Genomic DNA, 20,633 nt, shown 5'->3' with positions numbered 1-20,633 from the left:
TTCGATAGAGCTAATCACTGGGTATGAATAACGATAACAACTCATCCGGTGGATTTATGAAACACGCATTTGTAACCGGGGGAACCGGTTTTCTCGGCGCTAATTTGGTAGAGCAATTGGTTGGTGATGGGTGGAAAGTTACCGCCATGCATCGGCGCACCTCCAATACCGATATGTTGCGCTCTCTGGGCGTCAATCTGGTTGAGGCCTCTCTGAATGACCCTCAGTCCCTTCAAGCTGCAATTCCAAATAATGTCGATGCACTTTTCCATATGGCGGCTAATACCAGTATGTGGCGCGGCGGTAATGCCCAGCAGTGGAAAGATAATGTTGAGGGGGCGGCTAATATTGCCAAAGTTGCCAGGGAGAAAAATGTAGGGCGTATGGTGGTGACCAGCTCAATTTCTGCTTATGGCTACCATAAGGAAAGAATTACTGAAGAAAGTGATAAGCTGGCAGATGACCCTCATCATCACTATCTGTACACGAAAAAAAGAGAGGAAATTGCCGTTCGCAAGGAAATTGAGCAGGGCCTGGATGCGGTATTTCTAAACCCTTGTGCAATTGTTGGTAAATACGATACCACCAGCTGGGCGCAGACCTTTTTTCTGATTGATAAAAATCAATTACCAGGTGTTCCACCGGGCTGGGGTTCTTTTTGCCATGCCGGTGCAGTAGCGCGAGCGCATATCGACGCGGTTGAAAAGGGGCGGTGTGGCGAAAATTATATCCTGGCCGGAACGGATGCCAGTTTTTTAGAGTTCTTTGGAAAGATCGCTGAGCTATTGCATAAACCTGTACCAAAACGCACCACACCGGCATTTCTAATTCAATCTATCGCCTGGTTTTCTGACCTCTGGTCTCGGGTGAGTGGGCAAGAGCCGGTTATTACCCCTGAAAAAGCCACGTTGGTAACGCGGAGAGTCGTTGCTAGTAGCGCTAAAGCTGAATGTGAACTCGGTTATCAATCGGGGGTGGCTTTGGATACTATGTTATGCGAATGTCGCGATTGGTTAGTGCAGAACAATTTGTTGGAGTCGAAGTGAATCGTAATAATATTATTTTTGGGTTAGTTGCCTTGCTTTTGGTTTTACAGCTTATTCAGTATTACTTTTTCTCTGGCGCAAGCTAGTTATAAAAAGGAAGTAATGATGGCGGAAAAGCGCTGTGACTGGTGCCTGTCTACACCACTTTATCAAAGTTACCACGATGAGGAGTGGGGTAGGCCGGTTACCGATGATCAAACCCTGTTTGAGTTTTTGTTGCTGGAGGGGGCCCAGGCGGGCTTATCCTGGATTACAGTGCTCAATAAGCGGGAGAATTACCGTAAACTGTTTAATAATTTTGATGCTGAAAAAATTGCTCGGTACACCCCTAAAAAGGTAGAGAAATTACTTCTCAACCCGGGAATTATTCGCAACCGGCTCAAGGTTGAATCGGCCATCAAGAATGCACGGGCAACCCTCGAGTTGCGCGATCGCGGTATATCCTTAAGGGATTTTCTCTGGCAGTTCACCGGTGGAAGAGTGATTGTTAATCGCCCCCGCTCCATGAAGCAGGTGTCGGCCACAACAGCAGAATCTGATGCGATGAGTAAGGCGTTAAAGAAAGCGGGTTTTAGTTTTGTGGGATCAACCATTATGTACGCGCATATGCAGGCTACTGGAATGGTCAATGATCACTTGGAAACTTGTCCGGCTCATCAGCGTTGTGTCGATGAAGCGCAGAACTTAGGTTTGGCTTGAATTTAAAATAGGGATTTATTTTCGGGGATCGATGAATATTAATAGCTTTCTCAATGAGTATTGGCCCCAAGTAACTGCACTATCCCTAAAGTTGGCAGCCGCACTACTGGTAGTTTTGGTGACGCTGTTTGTGGCCCATCTTGCTCGCCGAGCGGTTGATCGTATGCCGGACCGGTTTGATATTACCTTGCGCCCGGTACTGCGCAGTATTTCGAGCTGGGCGGTTTATATTGTTGGCGCACTGCTGGTATTGGATGTCTTTGGTATTAACACTACCAGCTTAATTGCTCTACTCGGCGCTACTGGTGTGGCAGTAGCCTTAGCGTTGAAAGATACCCTGCAAAATATTGCTTCGGGGTTCCTATTGCTGGGATTGCGGCCGTTCCGCGTTGGGGATGTGATTCAGTTCGGTGCCATATTGGGCACTGTTCGCGAGGTAGGGCTGTTTACTACGGAGCTGGATACCATGGATGGGCTGCGTATTACCGCACCCAACAGTGCTATCTGGGGGCAAGTGCTCACCAACTTCAGTCGCAATAAGACTCGCCGTATCGAGATTGTGGCGAGTATCGCCTATGGCGATGACATTGATCGCGGCCTAACAGTATTACGTCGCCTAGTAGAACAGGAACCCCGTATTCTTGCTGAGCCAGAGCCAAGTTTCGCTGTTAAGGCGCTTGCTGACAGCGCGGTCAATTTACAGTTGCGGGCCTGGGCTGCCAATGATCAGTACTGGGATGTTTATTGGTCCCTGATGCAAAAGCTTAAGCCTGCACTGGAGGCAGAAGGCTTGACGGTACCCTTTCCCCAGCGAGAGCTACATATCGTGGACCGGGTCACAAGCCGGCGTTAGTCCATTACCGCAGGGTCACTTGTGGCAATATCCTGCTTCAGGTATTGGGTCCACCTAGTCCAAAATCTCCGATTTGCCTCAACTCAACGCAAACATATGGCGTTCTGGGGGGCATGAATCGACACCTCACCGAATTCGTGTCAAAGTTAGCGGCGTTTTTTTGTACAACTTTTGATCGAGATAGGAAGATGCCGATAAAGCTGAACAACCCACTGATCCCCAGCCTGCTGGCTGTCGCTATCCTTGCGGGCTGTCAGGGTGACAAAAGTACCCAGACTGGAGCCAACGTAGATAAGCCCCAAAATGCGGTTGCCGAGGCCTCAGTAACTGTAGATGCGGTTGCCGAAACCAAGCGCCTGACTGAGTGGCTGGATGAGCGTTATGAGGAACAGCTGCAGTTCAGCCCGATTCAGCTGTCCTACCTGGGTCGCAAAGACCACTACGACCAAATCGACGATATGAGTGAAGCCGCAGAGGCTCGCCGCTTGGTTTGGCAAGAGAAAAGTGTTGAAGAGCTCAAGAAGAATTTCGACTACAGCAAGCTGACTCAGGAAGGGAAAACCTCCTACGATATCTGGATTTATCAGTTTGAACAGGCCAAGGCCGCTGCGCCGTTTATCCGTCACGGCTACATCTTTGAGCAGATGGGAGGTGCACAATCGCAGTTGCCCAACTTCCTGCTGAACTTCCACAAGGTCGACAACGTTGAAGATATGCAGGCGTATATCACCCGTATCGGTGGTATCTCCCGCGCGATCAACCAGTTGCTTGACCGCGCCAAGCTGTCGTCCAAAGAAGGTATCCGCCCCCCGCGCTTTGCCTATGAGGGTGCAATTGATCAGTCCAGTAAATTGATTGAAGGCGCGCCGTTTACCGATGGTGAAGACGCACCTCTGTGGGCCGGTGCCAAAGGGAAAATCGCTGAGCTGCTCGAAGCCGGTACTATTGATCAGAAGCAGGCAGACAAGCTGACTGCGGAAGCGCGCAAGGCATTAGAGACTGAGTTCTTCCCCGCATATCAAGGGCTGGTTACCTGGCTCAAAGCGGATATGCAGAAGGCCTCAGCAGAGCCTCAAGGTGCTAGTAGCCTGCCCAATGGTATGGCCTACTACAATCAGCGCCTGGCCAACACCACAACTACGGACCTGACTGCCGACGAGATCCACAATATCGGCCTGGAAGAAGTGGCGCGTATCCGTGGTGAGATGGAAACTATCAAGAAGCAGGTTGGTTTCGAAGGTAGCCTGCAGGACTTCTTCAAGTTTATTCGCGAAGATGGCCAATTCTACTACCCGAATACCGATGAAGGTCGCCAGGGCTACCTGGATGACTCAACTGCGTTCCTGGACAACATTACCAAGAAATTGCCGGAATACTTTGGCCTTCTGCCGAAAGCTGAGTTGGTAGTAAAGCGGGTTGAGTCTTTCCGCGAACAGGATGGCGGTGCCCAGCATTACTACCCCGGCACTCCCGATGGTTCCCGCCCGGGTATTTACTATGCGCATCTGTCTGATATGAGTGCCTATTCCACGACTGATATGGAAACTGTGGCCTACCACGAAGGCAACCCCGGTCACCATATGCAGATCTCAATTGCTCAGGAATTGGAAGGTATCCCGCAGTTCCGCACTCAAGCTCACTTTACTGTCTATGTAGAGGGCTGGGCGCTGTACTCTGAGAAGCTTGCTAAAGAAATGGGGGCCTTCGAAGATCCCTATAACCTGTTTGGCCACCTGACGGCTGAAATGTGGCGAGCCATTCGCCTTGTTGTTGATACCGGCCTGCACGCCAAAGGCTGGAGTGAAGAGCAAGCGGTGGAGTACTTCCTGGAAAACTCCGCAATCCCCGAGACTGCAGTTCGTTCCGAAGTGCGTCGTTACCTGGCGTGGCCGGGCCAGGCAACTGCTTACAAGATCGGTATGCTGAAAATTCAGGAGCTGCGCAAGCAGGCTGAAGATCAGTTGGGTGATAAATTCGATATTCGCGGATTCCACGATACCGTACTGGGTGGCGGTGCTTTGCCAGTGCCCGTATTGGAGAGCCGTGTAGCCTCTTGGGTGGAATCGGTGAAGCAATCATAAGCTTCTTAGCTGACTCTTTTAAAAAGCCGGGCATAGCCCGGCTTTTTTATTGGGCTTATTTCTGTGAATATCGTCTGTGTATAGAGGAAAGCTGGTTTTCCCTAAAATAATTGTTTATGGAAAAGTCCCAATGGATTCAAATATTTACTCTGCCCCAGAGGCTGAATTAGATACTGTTTCAGAAGACGAAGCGCAGTTTTATATAGTTTCACCAACCAAATTCTGGGTAATGAGCCTAGGTACAGTGGGTATCTATTCAGTTTATTGGTTTTACCGTCATTGGGCAGAATATCAGCGTGCTAGTGGAGAGAATATGTGGCCGGTTATGCGGGCGATATTCTCTATCTTTTTTACTCATTCCCTTTTTTCCAGGATTCAAAGCCGTATCGAGATTGATAAGGTGGATTACCGCTGGGTGCCGGCACTTTGGGCTACGTTATATGTAGTTTTTGCGATTGCCGGGGCTATTGTCGACAGGATTTCCTATTACTCCGATGTAATTTCATTGATCGATATAGTAAGTATACTTCTCTTACCCTTTACATTGTGGCCACTTTATGAGGGACAGAAAGCTGCCAATATGGTTAATGGAGATATTTCAGGACAGGCTAACTCGAGATTTACTCCCTGGAATTTTGTTTGGTTGGCTGTAGGGGCTGTGTTTTGGGGAGTGGGTATTTTTGGGGCTTATTATCTGCTGGGCAATGTATAAGAGAGGAGTATCTATGAGACGTTCAGGATTTATTATCGTCGCTCTGCTATTACAACTGTTTCCTTCCGCTTTATGGGCGGAGCCAACACCCACTGAAATTACCGTGCGCGCCAAGGCCATGGATGCCAAGTTTATTGGCTCCTCGATCGGTGGTGCCATGGTTATTATTCGCGATGCAGATTCTGGGGAAATTCTTGCCAAGGGGCTTACCCAAGGGAGCACCGGTGACACCACCAGAATTATGAAAACGCCCCGAGAGAGGTTCCAACCTATCGCCGATGGCGCTGCACATTTTACCGCTACACTGAATATCAGTGAGCCGGTGTTTCTGACGGTGGAAGTTCTTGCACCGTATATCAAAAAGCAGGCCCGAGTGGTGGCGCAGACACAGACTTGGCTGGTTCCGGGAAAGCCTATTTCTGGTGATGGGCTGATTGTGGAAATTCCGGGAATGTTGGTAGATTTACTCAGCCCACAGACCCATCTCTATACAGGCTTGGACCAGAGTCCCTTTGAGATTCGCGCTAATGTGGTAATGATGTGCGGATGTTCACTTACCGATGGTGGGCTTTGGGATGGCAGTAAGATAGAAGTTGTGGCATTGGTTAAAAGAGATGGCAAATCATTTGCTCGAGTGCCGCTAGAGATACAGGAGACTATGAATACTTTTAGTGCGCCCTTTGCGACGGATTTGCCAGGTGTTTATGAAATTGTGCTATATGCCTATGATCCCAAGACTGGAAATACCGGTGTGGATCGGGGGAGCTTCATTGTGCGCTAGGCAAGTGCGGCAAGCCGTCTGAGATATGGATTCCTATGGATATTCGGCAGGCTATAGAGAGTGACCTCGAAGGCATGTGGAGCCTCTTTAGTGTTGTGCGAAACAGAGGGGATCTGCCTTTCTCGCATAAGATCAGTCGAGAAGTGTTTTCTGCTCAATGGCTTAATGACGACTTACAGACTTATGTTACCGAAGAGTTACCTCACCTGCTGGGGGTGTATAAATTAGGGGTTAATTTCCCTGGTATTCATAGCCATGTCGCGACAGCCAACTTTCTCGTGCACACGGATGTGCGCGATCGCGGTGTAGATCGTGCACTGGTCCAGCATGCAATCGCCAGAGCCCAGGACGCCGGCTATTTGGAAATGCAGTTCAACTACGTTCCCAGCGACAATGAGCCCGTAATTACCCTTTATACCGAGCTGGGCTTCACTATTATCAAAACGCTAGATAGAGCATTTACCGATCCTTTGGGAAGGTTGCAAGATGCTTATGTTATGCAGCGGTTTTTACAGTAGCTCGCCTGGTTATGGACCGGCAAAACCCAAAACACCAACAAGAAAGCCGGGAAGCGCTAATTGAGGAGCATCGACCGGAGCGTATTGAGGCGCGCTTGCGAAGTCGTCCACAGTCACAGTGGCTCTCTGATTTTGTTTTGGGAGCGATAGATGGCTGCGTAACTACCTTTGCCATTGTTGCAGGCGCTTTTGGTGCAGGCTTCTCCGAAGCGGTTGTGCTCGTGATGGGCTTTGCCAACCTTATCGCTGATGGTTTCAGCATGGCGGTAAGCAATTATGAAGCTGCCAGTGTGGAGCGTGAGCAACGAGCCGCGGCTATGCGTACAGAGCGTCAGCATATTGCTTTAATTCCCGAGGGAGAGCGGGAAGAGATCAGGCAGATTTTCTATCGAAAGGGATTTCGAGGTAAAGTTCTCGATAATATTGTTGCCACTATCACCGCGAATCAAAAGCTGTGGATAGAGACAATGCTGGCGGAAGAGTACGGTATAAGCCGCTTAGAGCATAACCCTCTGGGGGCGGCACTGATAACCTTCGCCGCTTTTTTGTGTGTAGGTGCTATTCCCCTGCTGCCCTACCTTTTCCACAGCCTTAATCCCGCCGAACAATTTTATGCGAGCGCCGTTCTGTCGGTCTGCGCTTTTTTTGCTATTGGCTTGTGCAAAGGACTGGTGTTTTCCCACCACCTGCTGGTGGCGGGCTTAAAAACTCTGTTTTTTGGCAGTAGCGCAGCGGCCCTGGCACTCGTCGTTGGCTATCTACTGCGCCACTTGGTGACTTAATATTTATGCGGCTACCACTTTGTTGCGCCCGCCATTCTTGGCTCGATACATACGTTTATCTGCTTCGGCCAATAGCTGATTGAGTGGCTTGCCATTGGTGCTGCCTTCGACGACTCCGAGACTGATTGAGATTTTTACCGGGCGTGTATAGCGGCGACTGAGGGTGGATACTCTGCGACGAAGTTTTTCTGCAAGGACACTGCCGCCTTTCAAGTCAGTATTCGGCAATAGCAATAAAAATTCTTCGCCGCCCCAGCGCGCCACAATATCCTCAGACCGGGTGTTACTTTTCAGTATCTTGGCAACATCTTGTAATACGCGGTCGCCAAAGGAGTGCCCGTAGGTATCGTTGATCGTCTTGAAGTTATCTAAGTCTCCGATAAGGATGACATATTGATCTTTCAGCTCATCATTCCGGCGTTCTAATTCATGAATGGCGCGAAATGCTTCTCTGCGATTCGCTAATCCGGTCAATGTGTCCGTGGCAGCATAGGTCTCCAATTCACCTGTTAATCGCTGGAGGAGCTGTTGAGTTTGGTGACGGCTACTGTCAAGTAATGCAGTTAGAGCCGTGAGTGCACCAAATACTGCAATAAAACGCGCACGATAGGCCGTATCATATTTGGCCGTGAGCCCTGGGAAATCCGGATAAAACAGGATTGCTGCCGTAGCGAGACCTATGCCGAGCAGTGCAGTGGTGCCGGTTTTATAGCCGTAAAGGTTGATAAATCCGGGGACCAGCATAACTGCCCACATCAATCCGGTATTGTTTACACCACCAGTCATTAGTAAGTAGAAATACAGCGCCAATAAAAGAATTCCCACCAATAATGGCGTTTTCTCGGTAGGACCGATAATGTTGACAGTGATATATGCAAATAAAATAACCACCGCGACGATAAAAAGCGTCGATGCCTGCAGGATATTAGTTGCAGTAAGGGCGATGATCGCCATGGCTCCGGTGATAGCCATAGCGAATATCAGCATATAAGAGGAGGCCAATATCCGTCTGCGCAGATCTATGCGCTGCACTTCATCAATAGAGGTGGATATCGCGGGGTTTTGATTGTTATACCCTGAGCTCATAGTCATTCCCGTTGCTATACCGACTGCAACCTTCCGCTTGCTCGGGACCGTCCTGCATCATACAACTATGCTGGTAGCCACTGCCGGAGTGAAGCAATGGTGAGTATAGGGGGAATCTGTCACCGACCAAAGTAGCAAGCTACAGTATCAGTAACTCAAACTTTAGAACTGAGAAATCGTGACACAAATTCAACTGACTTCTGGCGATATCTTGACGATGCGTGGAGATGCTCTGGTGTGTCCGGCACACAAGCATCTTATTCGGGGGCGGGGGCTTTCAGCGCAGATTTATGCCCAGTGCGGGACTCGGTTACCCCCCCAATGTGCCAATCAAAGAGCATGCCCAGTTGGTGAAGCTCGCGTGACTCGAGCCTATGATTTACCGGTCGATTACTTATTGCATACTGTTACGCCCCAGTGGAGCAGTGGCGATCAATGGGGGAGCCAGGCTATAGTTCTGTTGAGGCACTGCTATGAAAGTGTTTTAGAGTTGGCGATAGAGCGCGGCTGCAAAACGATACTGTTTCCGGCATTGGGAGCTGGCACTAACCGCTTCCCTCACGAGATTGCAGCACATCAGGGGTTGGCCGTTTTACGCGCTTATGCCTCAAGGTTCGAGAGACTCACAGTTTGTTTGCACTCACAAACTGCATTGGCGCAGTGGCAGAAAGTTGAGCAGCGCTTTTATGGCCATAATTGATGTGTCACGGGTAATTGAATGGGATACAGCCTATTGTGTTAATTATTTAGTTAAGCACTATTGATTCCATGCAGTTAATGGTTCCTTCAATAACCTAATGTGGCGTATATACAGTAGTTCTGCGGTGCAGGCAGATCGAACCACGGCATGCCAGTCTAACAAGCAATAACTTACCAAGTCGTCTTCTGATCTCATGAATTGAGAGTTATTCAGGTGTTATACAGCCTTTTCTAACTTTTCGGTGATTATTAAGTGCTATGCCTACATTTAATTATTTGGTTCTATCGTGCTAAATGTTGCTTTCGTTGGTCTTAACGAGCCATCTATTCGATAAAGTTAGTTATTAATGATTTAATAAATACGTCCGGCTTCTATGCGTATTTTTTAAATCTAATAAATTTTTAGTGGCTATGAATTATTGTAAAGTCTGCATACAGGAACAAGAAATCTATGAAGATGTAGGGCATAGATGTGCATTGTGTCTAAGGTGGGAGTATCCTAAAGTAAAAAAGAGATCCTCTTTTTTACCGTTCCCAATGCCGCTGCTGAATAGAAAGCGCGTTATTATTCGCTGCAAGTGGGACTGGTTTGTCATCGTGCTTTCCCTTTTGTTAGTGGCTATTATAGTTGTTTCTTACTTTAAGCTTTTAGTATCTCGGCGAGTAGAGTCTTTATCTGAGGGCGCAATCTTGGCAGACCTTACTAATGAGGGATATATTTTATCAATGCTGCCAGTAATGTTTATTTCTATAATATTATTTGCGACCTTCTCTAAGCTGATTTCATACTTAATCCCTACGGCAAGGGTAGAACTTGATAAGGAGCTCAGTCTAAGATATTTTGAGGGCTATGGGTTAAAGCAGTCAATGCGTAACAATTTTAGAATTCTCTCGTTTTTTTTGGCTTGTTTTTTACCTTTGATGGTTTTGGGGCTAAATAGTTATTTTGTTGTCAGCTCCAACGGGGTGAAATTAAATTCATTATTTTCCCTTTTTCCTAAAGAGTATAATTGGAGCCAAATTCAGACGGTTGAAACAGCTACTGGTACTGGCGCGGCACGCAGCCGTTGGGTTCCAAAGTACATTTTAAGAATGGATGATAATAAGAAAATTAATTTAATTGATTATAAGCTGCAGAGATTTATTGCCTCTTACCCCAGGCTCAGAATTTATCTGCGAGATCAAAAGCACATTAAGTACGAGAAAAATTTGACAGATAATGGTATTCGTTGGCTGAGATATAATTTGTCAAAGGATGACTTTGATGAAGTGATGCATATCTTACAAGATACGCCGTAATAATTATTTTGAGCGCGGACTAAATAATAAATAAAAAGGGCCCCATAAGGGCCCTTTTTATTAGAGGAGATACCAGCCGTCTTTTTGACGGCTGGTATGTACCCTGATTATTGACAGGAACTCGCTTCCCAATACTGGGGCGCGTTAGCCGGGGACCACCAGTTGGGGCCAAAAGTAGACACATAAACCTGGCCTTCGAAGGTTACTAGGTCGCCAACCTGATAGCCTTCGTCACCAGCATATGGCTGCTGGAATTCGGGGCAGGAAGCGGTCTCACCTGAACCTTGATCGCTGTCGGTGTTGTCATCGGAACCGTTATCGGCGTTGTCGTCAGAACCGCTATCGGAGCCATTGTCGTTGCTATCGCCAGAGCCGCTGTCGGAACCATTGTCGGAGCCTTCGCCCTCAGTTTGACAGGTGGTTTCGGTCCACAGCGATGGCGCAGAACCTGGAGACCACCAGTTTGGCTCGTGGGTGGACTCGTAGGCGACTCCTTCAAAGACAACAACGTCACCGACTGAATAACCTGGGTCGCCGGCATAGGGCTGCTCAAACGCGACGCAGGCGCTGCTTCCGCCATTATTATTGCCACCGCCACTTCCGGTGTCGCCAGTATCTCCGGTATCTCCGGTGTCTCCGGTGTCTCCGGTGTCTCCGGTGTCTCCGGTGTCTCCAGTGTCTCCAGTGTCTCCAGTGTCTCCGGTGTCTCCAGTGTCTCCAGTGTCTCCAGTGTCTCCAGTATCTCCAGTATCTCCAGTATCTCCAGTATCTCCGGTATCTCCTGTGCCTCCGGTGTCGCTATCACTGGAACCGCCCTGTCCGAAGACTTCGAGTGCGGCATCGAGCAATGGATATTGATACTCGTTGTTCTCCAGTAGCATTCCACCGCGTAGCTGCCAGATCATCACGCCACCAAGGCCCTGGTCGAGCACATATTGGGCGCGTGCGGCGATAGAAGTCGTATCTTCGAAAGAGATAAAACCGCCATCCTCAAACCAACCATAGTGGGTGACGGCCTCGGGATCGTAAGCGGTCTGGAATGAAGAGTCGCTCTGCATTTTCTCGACGATCTGGTAGTAGCGCGTCTCGGTGTCAGAGCCCCAGTGAGCGACGTCTTGTCCGGAGGCGGCTTCACCGATTGCGGTGGCGCCAGCCACGCTGCGGCCGTAGTGGGACATACCCAGGGTGATCTTCTCAGCGGGAATATTGCCCTCAGTCATCCACATATTGCGGCAGCTGTCTGCGTCGAAGCCTTCGTTGACCTGGCCTTCATAGGGGTACAGCGGCGAGGTGTGCTGGGCTACGGTATCCCAGTCGCCACCAAAGTCATAAGTCATCAGGTTGACATAGTCGAGGACTTCGCCCACAGCAGCAAAATCATAACCCTCTTCTGCAATCGAGGGGCCACAGGCCACGGCAGCGGTCAGTTCCAGATTTTTGCCGGTCTCCGCTTCAACCTCATCAAAGCGCGCGCGCAGCTCTTGCAGCAGGGTGGTGAAGTTTTCTTTGTCGATCGAGCGGCCGCCGTTCGGTGCATAGCCGGGGTATTCGAAATCGAGATCGAGACCATCGAAATCCCAGTCAGTAAGCAGTGTCACTGCATTTTCGATAAAGGCTGCACGCGCGGTGTCGCTCTCCATCATCTCAGAGACTTTGTGGGAGAGGGTCCAGCCGCCCATAGACAGGATCGCCTTGGCACCGTCGTCATGTACCGATTTTACAAAACCTGATTCGTGGTCATTCCAGCCCTGGCAGACCGCGGGCTGAATACTGGAATCGTATTGGCTGTAGGGGTGCCAGAATTGCGGCGAGCATTTTACGGGACCATCACCGGCGCCGCCGGAAAATGATTGGGCGCCCAGGCCGTAGAAAACGTAGGGGTCTGTAAAGTAGATGTTGCCGTCTTCGTCATTCCAGGCAAAGGCGTACTGAACGTGAGTGAGCTTGGAGAAATCCACGTTGTCATGGGTGAAGGATGAGTCGGCCCAGTATTCCCAATCGGCCCAATAGGCAGATACACGTTTAGAGGTTTCTTGTGCGCTGACGTTTCCGCTGATGGCGATTGCTGCTGCGAGTGCCGCCGCAGCTTTTAATTTAAACCCAAATTTAGATCCGCGTTCACTGCGGCTGCCCACCAACATCCTTGTTCGATCCTGAGATTGCAGGAAAGAAAACATTAGATTGACCTCCCATAGGTCTTAATTATGTATAAAGAAATTTGTCGTTATATGTGGAAAAATTTGAATAAATGGAGAGGCAAAAGTTCCGCGAGGAAATGTGGAATAAATGTGCAAGCCACGGAGGGTAGTGGCTGAGTGGTTATATTTATTTCCGCTGTAATTTTATGATGGGGACAATAAAAAGTGCGGGCATAAATTTAATTGCACCTTCCAGGAATAAATATTTGAGCAGATCAACGATAAAAATGGTCGATTATTTAATATCAAAAGAAGATAAATTTTCTTTTTGGGGTAAGAGATCGGAAAAAAATACCGGATTCTGGCGAGCGATATTTACGGCCTCTTGCAGGCAGCCTCCCTGCAGTTTAGTGCAGCACGGCTTCTGTCGAGTTAATCAATCACCACTTCACTATGTAATGTTTCCGCGGAGCAATTTTTGATTATCTCTCTTAAGGGATTGAAGATGTCATGAAATGGTAAAACAAAAAAGGGCCCAGGGGGCCCTTTTTAAAGTTGAAGAAAATACTAATTATTTTTTCGCGCGCTTGCGCATATTTTCCTGCAAAATTTTCTTGCGCAGGCGGATAAAGTTAGGAGTCACTTCTACCAATTCATCGTCTTCGATAAATTCCAGAGCCTGCTCAAGGGTGTGACGAATGGGTGGTGACAGAGTGAGTGCATCGTCGGTACCTGACGCGCGCACATTAGTGAGCTGTTTGGCCTTGGTGGGGTTTACCACCAGGTCGTTGCCACGGGAGTGAATACCGACGATTTGGCCTTCGTAGACCTCTTCGCCATGGCCCAGGAACAGGCGACCACGATCTTGTAGTGCGAACAGACCATAGGCGAGGGTTTTGCCCTTGACCATGGAAACCAGTACACCGTTGATGCGCTTGGCCACTTCACCCTGCTTCACCGGACCGTAGTGGTCGAAGATACTGGTCATAATGCCAGAACCACTGGTGATGGTAAGGAATTGGGAGCGGAAGCCGATCATGCCGCGCGAGGGCACGATAAAGGTTAGGCGCACGCGACCTTTGCCATCGGGCTCCATATTGGTGAGATCGGCCTTGCGCAGGCCCAGCTCTTCCATAATGGGCCCCTGATGGGGTTCCTCAACATCGATAACCACTTCTTCATAAGGCTCGTGGATCTCTCCGTCGACCTCTCTCTGCACCACTTCGGGGCGGGAAACGCCCAGCTCGAAACCTTCTCGGCGCATGGATTCGATCAGGACAGACAAGTGCAATTCGCCACGGCCGGAAACCTTGAACTTATCAGGAGAGTCGCCTTGTTCTACACGCAGGGCCACGTTGTGAATCAGCTCCTGGTCAAGGCGCTCTTTGATGTTGCGCGAGGTAACGAACTTGCCATCCTGGCCGGCAAAGGGGGAGTCATTGACCTGGAAGGTCATGCTCACGGTGGGCTCGTCCACGCTCAGGGCGGGCAGGGCTTCTGGAGTATCCAGGTCGCACAGGGTATCGGAGATATTTAGCTCACCCACACCGGTGATACACACGATATCGCCAGCACTGGCCTGCTCCACTTCCACTCGCTCCAGGCCGAGGTAACCCATAACCTGCAGGACCTTGGCTTTGCGCGAGTTGCCCTCGCGATCGAGAACCACCACTTGCTGGTTCGGCTTCAGGGTACCGCGAGTGATACGGCCAACGCCGATTACGCCTACGTAGCTGGAGTAGTCCAGAGCGGAAACCTGCATCTGGAAAGCGCCGGTGGGGTCAACTTTCGGGGGCTCAACCTTGTCCACAATCATCTGGAACAGCGGCGTCATATCGTCGGCCAGGTCGGTGTCGTCGAGACCGGCGATGCCGTTCAGGGCGGAGGCGTAGACAACCGGGAAGTCCAACTGCTCGTCGGTGGCGCCGAGGCTGTCGAACAGGTCGAATACCTGGTCCATCACCCAGTCGGGGCGCGCGCCGGGGCGGTCGATCTTGTTAATCACCACGATCGGGTTGAGGCCCTGCTCAAACGCCTTCTGGGTTACGAAGCGAGTCTGCGGCATGGGGCCATCTACTGCGTCTACGAGCAGCAGAACTGAATCCACCATGGACAGTACGCGCTCTACCTCGCCGCCGAAGTCGGCGTGCCCTGGGGTGTCGACAATATTGATGCGGTAGTCATTCCAGCGGATAGCGGTGTTTTTCGCCAGGATGGTGATGCCACGCTCACGCTCTTGATCGTTGGAGTCCATGACGCGCTCGGCGCCTTCGTCGCGGCGGTCGAGAGTGCCGGACTGGGACAACAGCTTGTCCACAAGGGTGGTTTTGCCATGGTCTACGTGGGCGATAATCGCAATATTGCGCAGATTCTCTATCACTGGGGGCCTCTGGGCGTTAAATCTTGGTAAGTCGGGGCGGGGGCCTGCGGGGTTTCTACAGCAGCATTCCGGCCAAAGGCGGCGATTATAGGGGGGCCGCATGACAATTGGGAGTGATTTTGAGTAAAAAATCACCGCCCCGGGGCGCTGATCGCTTTAAAACCCGCGCGGGCGGTAATTGCCCGCGCCTTGAGCAGAAGTTACTTCTTAATGGTTTCCGGTCTGTGGGGAATCAGCGGGCGCAGCACGCCCACATTGCGAAAACCTTCGTCCAACAGGTGTGAGGCGTGCAGGCGGCTCATAACGCCTTTGGAGCAATACAGGAGGTACTCACGCTCTTGGTCCAGGTGGGCAAAGCTGTTGTTGAGACGGTAGAAAGGAATAGTCTGCACCTCACAGCCAAGCTCCAGTGGATCCAGCTCCTCCTCATCCGGGTGGCGGATATCGATAACCACAGCGCTGCCCGGCTCTTCGCGGATCTCCACATCCGGTGCTTCGCCATCGACTTCTTCGATCACCTGATCAATATTTTGCATCACCCGATTGCTGATAGCGCGATCGAGGACGGTGAAATCGAAGCGGTTTTCCTCGGACTCCACTTTTTCAATCTTGGCGCGGGTGGTGGGTTTTACCGAGATAACGCCGCAGTATTCCGGCATATTGGCGGCGAACTCTTCAGTGCCGATGGCCCGGGAGGTGCGGATAATATCGGTCTTGTCGGTGGTGATCAGTGGGCGCAATACCAGGGTATTGGTAACACTGTCGATCACCGACAGATTTTTCAGGGTCTGGCTGGAAACCTGGGCGATGGCTTCACCGGTGACTACGGCGTCCACCTCCAGTTCCTTGGCGATCACATCGGCGGCGCGCAGCATCATGCGCTTCAAAATGACGCCCATATGGGAGTCGTCGACCCGCTCGAGAATCTCTGCCACGACTTCGTCAAACGGCACAGTGATAAAGCGCACCCGATGGGAAGCACCGTATTTGTTCCACAGGTAGTAGGCGACTTCTTTCACGCCCAACTCGTGCTGGCGTCCGCCCAGGTTGAAGAACAGGAAGTGGGTGCGGATACCGCGCTTCATGGTCATGTAACTGGCCACGGTAGAGTCGAAGCCACCGGATACCAGCGACAAAACCGGGTCTTGCGTTCCGAGGGGGAAGCCGCCAAGGCCGGGATGCTGCTCTTCGATCACGTTGAGCTTGTCGTGGCGGATCTCCAGCTTGACGGTGATGTCGGGGTTTTTCAGTTTGACTCCGGATGCCTCGGTGTTCTTGTTGAGGCCGCCGCCCACGTACTGCTCCACATCCAGGGATTGGAAGTCGTGTTTGCCGGTGCGCTTAACCCTGACGCAGAAAGTCTTGTCCTTCAGGGCGTCTCCCCATACCGATAGGGTCTTCTCGTACATGTCGTGCAGGTCGCCCAGGGGGAACTGGCGCACGCGGGAGAAGTTGGCGATGCCGGGGGTGTGAGAGAGCACCTCTTCGATACGTCCACCCAGGTGGGACACAGCATCGGGCGCGATCACATCGATCTTTTCCCAATCCTTGCGCACCTGGATACGGTCGTCCAGCTGGCGCAGCAGGCGCTGCAGGTTGTCCTTGAGCTGGCGCGACATGCGCTTGCGCACAGGGTTGCTCTTGATGGTGATCTCTGGAAAAAACTTGACGACAAAGTGCATGGGAATCCGTGGGGTACCGCATGTTGATAGAAGGTGCGGCATTATAAACTAGCCGGAGCCAAGTTGGTTGTGCACTGTTTGCGGGCGAAGCGAGAGCAAATATGTTCTATTTTGGTGCGTATTTATGTGGCTGCTCGGCCACAATACATCTATCCTGGCTGCGTCAGCACTTTGCTGGGGCTCGCACCGGCGCCAACCGGGACTATGAGGCGATTGCCCTAATTTGGCACACTCCTTGCTTTATTTCACGCCAGGTAGAGAGTGAATGCCGGCAGCGACAGCAAGGCATAGCGACCAATTACTTTTCAAGACCTGGAGGACTGCAATGTCAGCGAAAACGCTCGGTTTGATTAATGAAAGTGAAGCGAAATGGATAGACCTGCGCTTTACCGATACCAAGGGTAAAGAACAACACGTTTCCATCCCTGCGTCGGAAGTTGACGGTGAGTTCTTTGAAGAAGGCAAAATGTTCGATGGTTCTTCCATCGCCGGTTGGAAGGGCATCAACGAATCCGACATGATCCTGATGCCGGATGACGAGACAGCTTTCCTCGACCCCTTCACCGATGAGAGCACCGTTATCATTCGCTGTAACATCGTCGACCCAATTACCGGTCAGGGTTACGAGCGCGATCCTCGCTCCATCGCATTGCGCGCTGAGGAATACCTGAAGTCCACTGGTCTGGGTGACACCGCTCTGTTCGGCCCCGAGCCCGAGTTCTTCGTATTCGACGACATCACCTGGGGTGCCGAAATGGGCGGCGCCTTCTACAAGATCAACTCCGAAGAAGCAGCCTGGTCCTCAGGTCACAACTTTGCAGAAGGCAATATTGGTCACCGTCCCGGCGTTAAAGGCGGTTACTTCCCGGTTCCTCCGGTGGATTCCCTGCACGACGTTCGCGCCGCAATGTGTTCTGCGATGGAACAGATGGGCCTGCGCGTAGAAGTGCATCACCACGAAGTGGGTACTGCTGGCCAGTGTGAGATCGGCGTTGCCGCCAACACCCTGACTAAGAAAGCGGACGAAGTACAGATCCTCAAGTACGCTGTACACAACGTTGCCCACGCCTACGGCAAGACCGCGACCTTTATGCCCAAGCCGCTGGTTGGCGATAACGGTTCCGGTATGCACGTTCACCAGTCCTTTAGCAAGGATGGCGTAAACCAGTTTGCCGGTGACGCCTACGCTGGTCTGTCCGAAGCTGCTCTGTACTACATCGGCGGTATCGTTAAGCATGCTCGCGCCCTGAACGCGCTGTGCAACGCTTCCACCAACTCTTACAAGCGTCTGGTACCTGGCTTCGAAGCGCCGGTAATCCTGGCTTACTCTGCGCGTAACCGCTCTGCGTCTATCCGTATTCCTTTCGTGCCCTCCCCGAAAGGCAAGCGCATCGAGACTCGCTTCCCGGACCCGACCGCCAACCCATACCTGTCTTTCGCCGCACTGCTGATGGCGGGTCTCGACGGTATCAAGAACAAGATCCACCCTGGCGATGCTGCGGACAAGGACCTGTACGATCTGCCGCCGGAAGAGTTGGCTGAGTACCCGACTGTCGCTTCCAGCCTGGAAGGCGCCCTGGATGCTCTGGACCAGGATCGCGAGTTCCTGACAGCCGGTGGTGTATTCACTAACGACGCTATCGATGCCTACATCGAGCTGAAGCGTGAAGAAGTAGAGCGCCTGAACATGACCACTCACCCGGTCGAGTTCGATATGTACTACTCCGTGTAATGGCGAGCGGCATCACGATGATGCCGTCGAGCCGTTCTCGAAAAGCCCGCGCCACTCTGGTGCGGGCTTTTTTATTGCGGGTACACTGTCAGTGGAAGTGAATTGAGTGCCGCTATGCGGAGGCTCAGGAATATCACATTGGCCCGATCTGGGAAGAAAGGAGCGTCCGCCCTGCGGTCGAAAACACTATGGCAAGGTTTTGGCAATTAAAGGCCATGTTACTCGCAATGCCTCTGGTGGCAGTTGCGGCTTCTCAAGAGAATGAAGAGGCTGGCGCGATCTACAAAGTGGTTGGGCCCGATGGCCAGGTCAGTTTTAGCGATACACCACCGGCAAATGGCAACTCAGAGAAAGTGGATTTAGCCCCAATCAATATCCAGCCTATTGCGCTGCCCCGCCAGCTGCCCACAAGAAAGCTGTCGCCCAAAAGTGATGATGAAGAGTTGGGGCCGGTATCGATTCGAATTGTGAGTCCAATTAATGAGGCGACTATTCCGCCAGGGCAGACACTGATAGCGCTTCAGGTGGATGTGGCCCCCAATTATCCAGAGGGCGCTAGCTTTTATGCGGTTATTGATGGGCAGCGCTGGCAGGGAAGTTCGGCTGGTAACTCCCTGGATATCTCCGCCCTGGTCCGCGGTACCCATACGCTCAAGGCGGTTCTGCTAGGGCCCAAAGGGCAAGTATTGGCCCAGTCGCAAACGATCACAATTCATGTCAAGCGCCCGATAGCTCGGGGGTGAATGTTTGAGGGAGTGCAAAGCTCCCGCTACCCCTTACTTCGCTCTAAAGTCCGTCTGCCTGTTTTTTGACCTATGCACCTTAATGGTGCATTCTCTCTGTGGTCGGCGGCATCCTATTTCTGAGACTGAATACTCGCAATGCCGTTGTTGCTAATCGCGCACTGATTGTGTCCGGTTGAAGCTGCTTCCGCCTACAAATGCCAGCTTATGCGCCATTTTGGTTTGCTTTTTGCACTGACTAGATACAGCGCTAGTTTGCTGGGGGTGACCAAAGGGAGTTTGGTCAGAGCCTCGGAATGAATCGGAAATTTTGTGAATGCTGAATGATCGCCAGTTGCGCCAATTACTCGATAGCCTGACTTCCGCAGTGTTGGTGCTGGATGAAAACTTATCGCTTTGCTATTTGAACAATGCTGCTGAGGACTTGTTTGCCGCCTCCAGTACCCGGGTTAAAGGCTCGAAGTTGGAGGAGGTGGTGCGAGAATCTCCCACTGCCTATGAGGCTATGCGGGAAGCATTGCGCAAAAATGAGAAGTATACAGTGCGCCGGGCCAGTTGGAGGTTGAACAATCTTGAAACCCGGACCGTGGATTACTCAGTCAGCCCGGTCCCCGAGTTTTCTGTGCTACTTGTGGAAGTGCAGCCGATGGATCGCCTGTTGCGAATTGCCAGGGAAGATGCGCTGCTCAGTGCCCAGGAAACGACACGAAACCTGGTTCGCGGTATGGCCCATGAGGTCAAGAACCCCCTCGGTGGTATCCGCGGGGCGGCACAACTATTGCAGCGCGAGTTGCCGGACCGAGAGTTAGACGAATATACACAGATTATCATTGAGGAAGTGGATCGCCTGCGCAATCTGGTTGACCGTTTATTGGGACCACGCCAGCCGGTAGTACTGCAACCGGTTAATGTGCACGAGGTTCTGGAGCGGGTTGCCCAGTTGCTGGATGCAGAGTGTATCGGCGAGCTTCAAATTCGCAGGGATTACGATCCGTCTATTCCCGATGTCCCCGCAGATAGCGAACAATTGATTCAGGCGCTGCTTAATATTGCCCGCAACGCCATGCAAGCTATCGATGAAAGTATTGGTCTCAGTAGCGGGGAGATGGTACTGCGCACGCGTATCCAGCGCCAATTCACCATTGGCCGCCGAAATTGCCCATTGGTCTGCCGTATAGAAATTGAAGATAACGGCCCGGGCATACCGGAGGAAATTCGCGAGCGGATATTCTTCCCGATGATCTCCGGCCGCGCCGAGGGTTCAGGTCTTGGACTTTCGATTTCCCAGAACATTATCAATCAGCACAAGGGGTTGATTAAGTGTGACAGCCAACCCGGCCGTAGCATTTTCCAAATTTATCTGCCCCTGACTACCGAATTAGCAAATACAGGAACCTAGAGA

The 20,633-nt window shown here is 51.3% G+C and carries 17 protein-coding genes; 13 read left to right on the top strand and 4 right to left on the bottom strand.

The window, feature by feature from the left end; genetic code table 11:
* Positions 1-56: 56 nt before the first annotated feature.
* The 8 genes from ACJJII_RS05140 to ACJJII_RS05105 all read left to right on the top strand — a co-directional run bounded on the left by ACJJII_RS05140 (position 57) and on the right by ACJJII_RS05105 (position 7,472).
* Positions 57-1,046: an SDR family oxidoreductase gene (locus ACJJII_RS05140; RefSeq protein WP_444918531.1), complete on the top strand. Its 990-nt coding sequence runs from the start codon at positions 57-59 to the stop codon at positions 1,044-1,046.
* A gap of 105 nt (positions 1,047-1,151) precedes the next feature.
* Positions 1,152-1,745: a DNA-3-methyladenine glycosylase I gene (locus ACJJII_RS05135; protein WP_444918530.1), complete on the top strand. Its 594-nt coding sequence runs from the start codon at positions 1,152-1,154 to the stop codon at positions 1,743-1,745.
* Between the two features lie 31 nt (positions 1,746-1,776).
* Complete coding sequence (locus ACJJII_RS05130) at positions 1,777-2,598, top strand: mechanosensitive ion channel family protein (protein ID WP_444918529.1); 822 nt, start codon at positions 1,777-1,779, stop codon at positions 2,596-2,598.
* 188 nt (positions 2,599-2,786) lie between these two features.
* A complete protein-coding gene (locus tag ACJJII_RS05125) occupies positions 2,787-4,679 on the top strand; it encodes a DUF885 domain-containing protein (RefSeq protein ID WP_444918528.1) in 1,893 nt (630 codons plus the stop codon).
* A gap of 130 nt (positions 4,680-4,809) precedes the next feature.
* Positions 4,810-5,391, top strand: coding sequence for a hypothetical protein (locus ACJJII_RS05120; protein WP_444918527.1), 582 nt, complete (start codon positions 4,810-4,812; stop codon positions 5,389-5,391).
* A gap of 13 nt (positions 5,392-5,404) precedes the next feature.
* Entirely contained in the window at positions 5,405-6,172 is a 768-nt protein-coding gene (locus ACJJII_RS05115) for a hypothetical protein (RefSeq protein ID WP_444918526.1), read from the top strand.
* A 35-nt stretch (positions 6,173-6,207) separates the two neighbouring features.
* Positions 6,208-6,690: a GNAT family N-acetyltransferase gene (locus tag ACJJII_RS05110; RefSeq protein WP_444918525.1), complete on the top strand. Its 483-nt coding sequence runs from the start codon at positions 6,208-6,210 to the stop codon at positions 6,688-6,690.
* An 11-nt stretch (positions 6,691-6,701) separates the two neighbouring features.
* Positions 6,702-7,472, top strand: coding sequence for a VIT1/CCC1 transporter family protein (locus ACJJII_RS05105; RefSeq protein WP_444918524.1), 771 nt, complete (start codon positions 6,702-6,704; stop codon positions 7,470-7,472).
* A gap of 3 nt (positions 7,473-7,475) precedes the next feature.
* Here the strand turns inward: ACJJII_RS05105 and ACJJII_RS05100 are convergent, their stop codons facing one another.
* Entirely contained in the window at positions 7,476-8,558 is a 1,083-nt protein-coding gene (locus ACJJII_RS05100; RefSeq protein WP_444895763.1) for a GGDEF domain-containing protein, read from the bottom strand.
* Positions 8,559-8,736: 178 nt separating this feature from the next.
* Between ACJJII_RS05100 and ACJJII_RS05095 the strand changes: the two genes are divergently transcribed.
* Both ACJJII_RS05095 and ACJJII_RS05090 read left to right on the top strand, forming a co-directional pair.
* Positions 8,737-9,258: a macro domain-containing protein gene (locus ACJJII_RS05095; RefSeq protein WP_444918523.1), complete on the top strand. Its 522-nt coding sequence runs from the start codon at positions 8,737-8,739 to the stop codon at positions 9,256-9,258.
* Between the two features lie 536 nt (positions 9,259-9,794).
* Positions 9,795-10,556: a hypothetical protein gene (locus tag ACJJII_RS05090; RefSeq protein WP_444918522.1), complete on the top strand. Its 762-nt coding sequence runs from the start codon at positions 9,795-9,797 to the stop codon at positions 10,554-10,556.
* Between the two features lie 107 nt (positions 10,557-10,663).
* Here ACJJII_RS05090 and ACJJII_RS05085 read toward each other — a convergent pair whose 3' ends face one another.
* The 3 genes from ACJJII_RS05085 to thiI all read right to left on the bottom strand — a co-directional run bounded on the left by ACJJII_RS05085 (position 10,664) and on the right by thiI (position 16,756).
* Positions 10,664-12,733, bottom strand: a complete 2,070-nt coding sequence (locus ACJJII_RS05085) for a glycosyl hydrolase family 18 protein (RefSeq protein ID WP_444918521.1) — start codon at positions 12,731-12,733, stop codon at positions 10,664-10,666.
* Positions 12,734-13,265: 532 nt separating this feature from the next.
* Complete coding sequence (typA, locus tag ACJJII_RS05080) at positions 13,266-15,074, bottom strand: translational GTPase TypA (RefSeq protein WP_282930811.1); 1,809 nt, start codon at positions 15,072-15,074, stop codon at positions 13,266-13,268.
* Positions 15,075-15,274: 200 nt separating this feature from the next.
* Positions 15,275-16,756: a tRNA uracil 4-sulfurtransferase ThiI gene (gene thiI / locus ACJJII_RS05075; protein WP_413663717.1), complete on the bottom strand. Its 1,482-nt coding sequence runs from the start codon at positions 16,754-16,756 to the stop codon at positions 15,275-15,277.
* 325 nt (positions 16,757-17,081) lie between these two features.
* On the opposite strand from thiI, the gene glnA reads away from it, so the two are divergent.
* The 3 genes from glnA to glnL all read left to right on the top strand — a co-directional run bounded on the left by glnA (position 17,082) and on the right by glnL (position 20,630).
* Entirely contained in the window at positions 17,082-18,488 is a 1,407-nt protein-coding gene (gene glnA, locus ACJJII_RS05070; protein ID WP_108734896.1) for a glutamate--ammonia ligase, read from the top strand.
* Between the two features lie 188 nt (positions 18,489-18,676).
* On the top strand, positions 18,677-19,231 hold the full coding sequence (locus ACJJII_RS05065; protein ID WP_444918520.1) for a DUF4124 domain-containing protein: 555 nt from the start codon (positions 18,677-18,679) through the stop codon (positions 19,229-19,231).
* A gap of 316 nt (positions 19,232-19,547) precedes the next feature.
* Positions 19,548-20,630, top strand: coding sequence for a nitrogen regulation protein NR(II) (glnL, locus tag ACJJII_RS05060; RefSeq protein WP_444918519.1), 1,083 nt, complete (start codon positions 19,548-19,550; stop codon positions 20,628-20,630).
* Positions 20,631-20,633: the final 3 nt, after the last annotated feature.

This window comes from Microbulbifer maximicatervae (SeqCode), from assembly GCF_052467825.1.
This window is presented reverse-complemented; position numbering and strand designations above follow the sequence as displayed.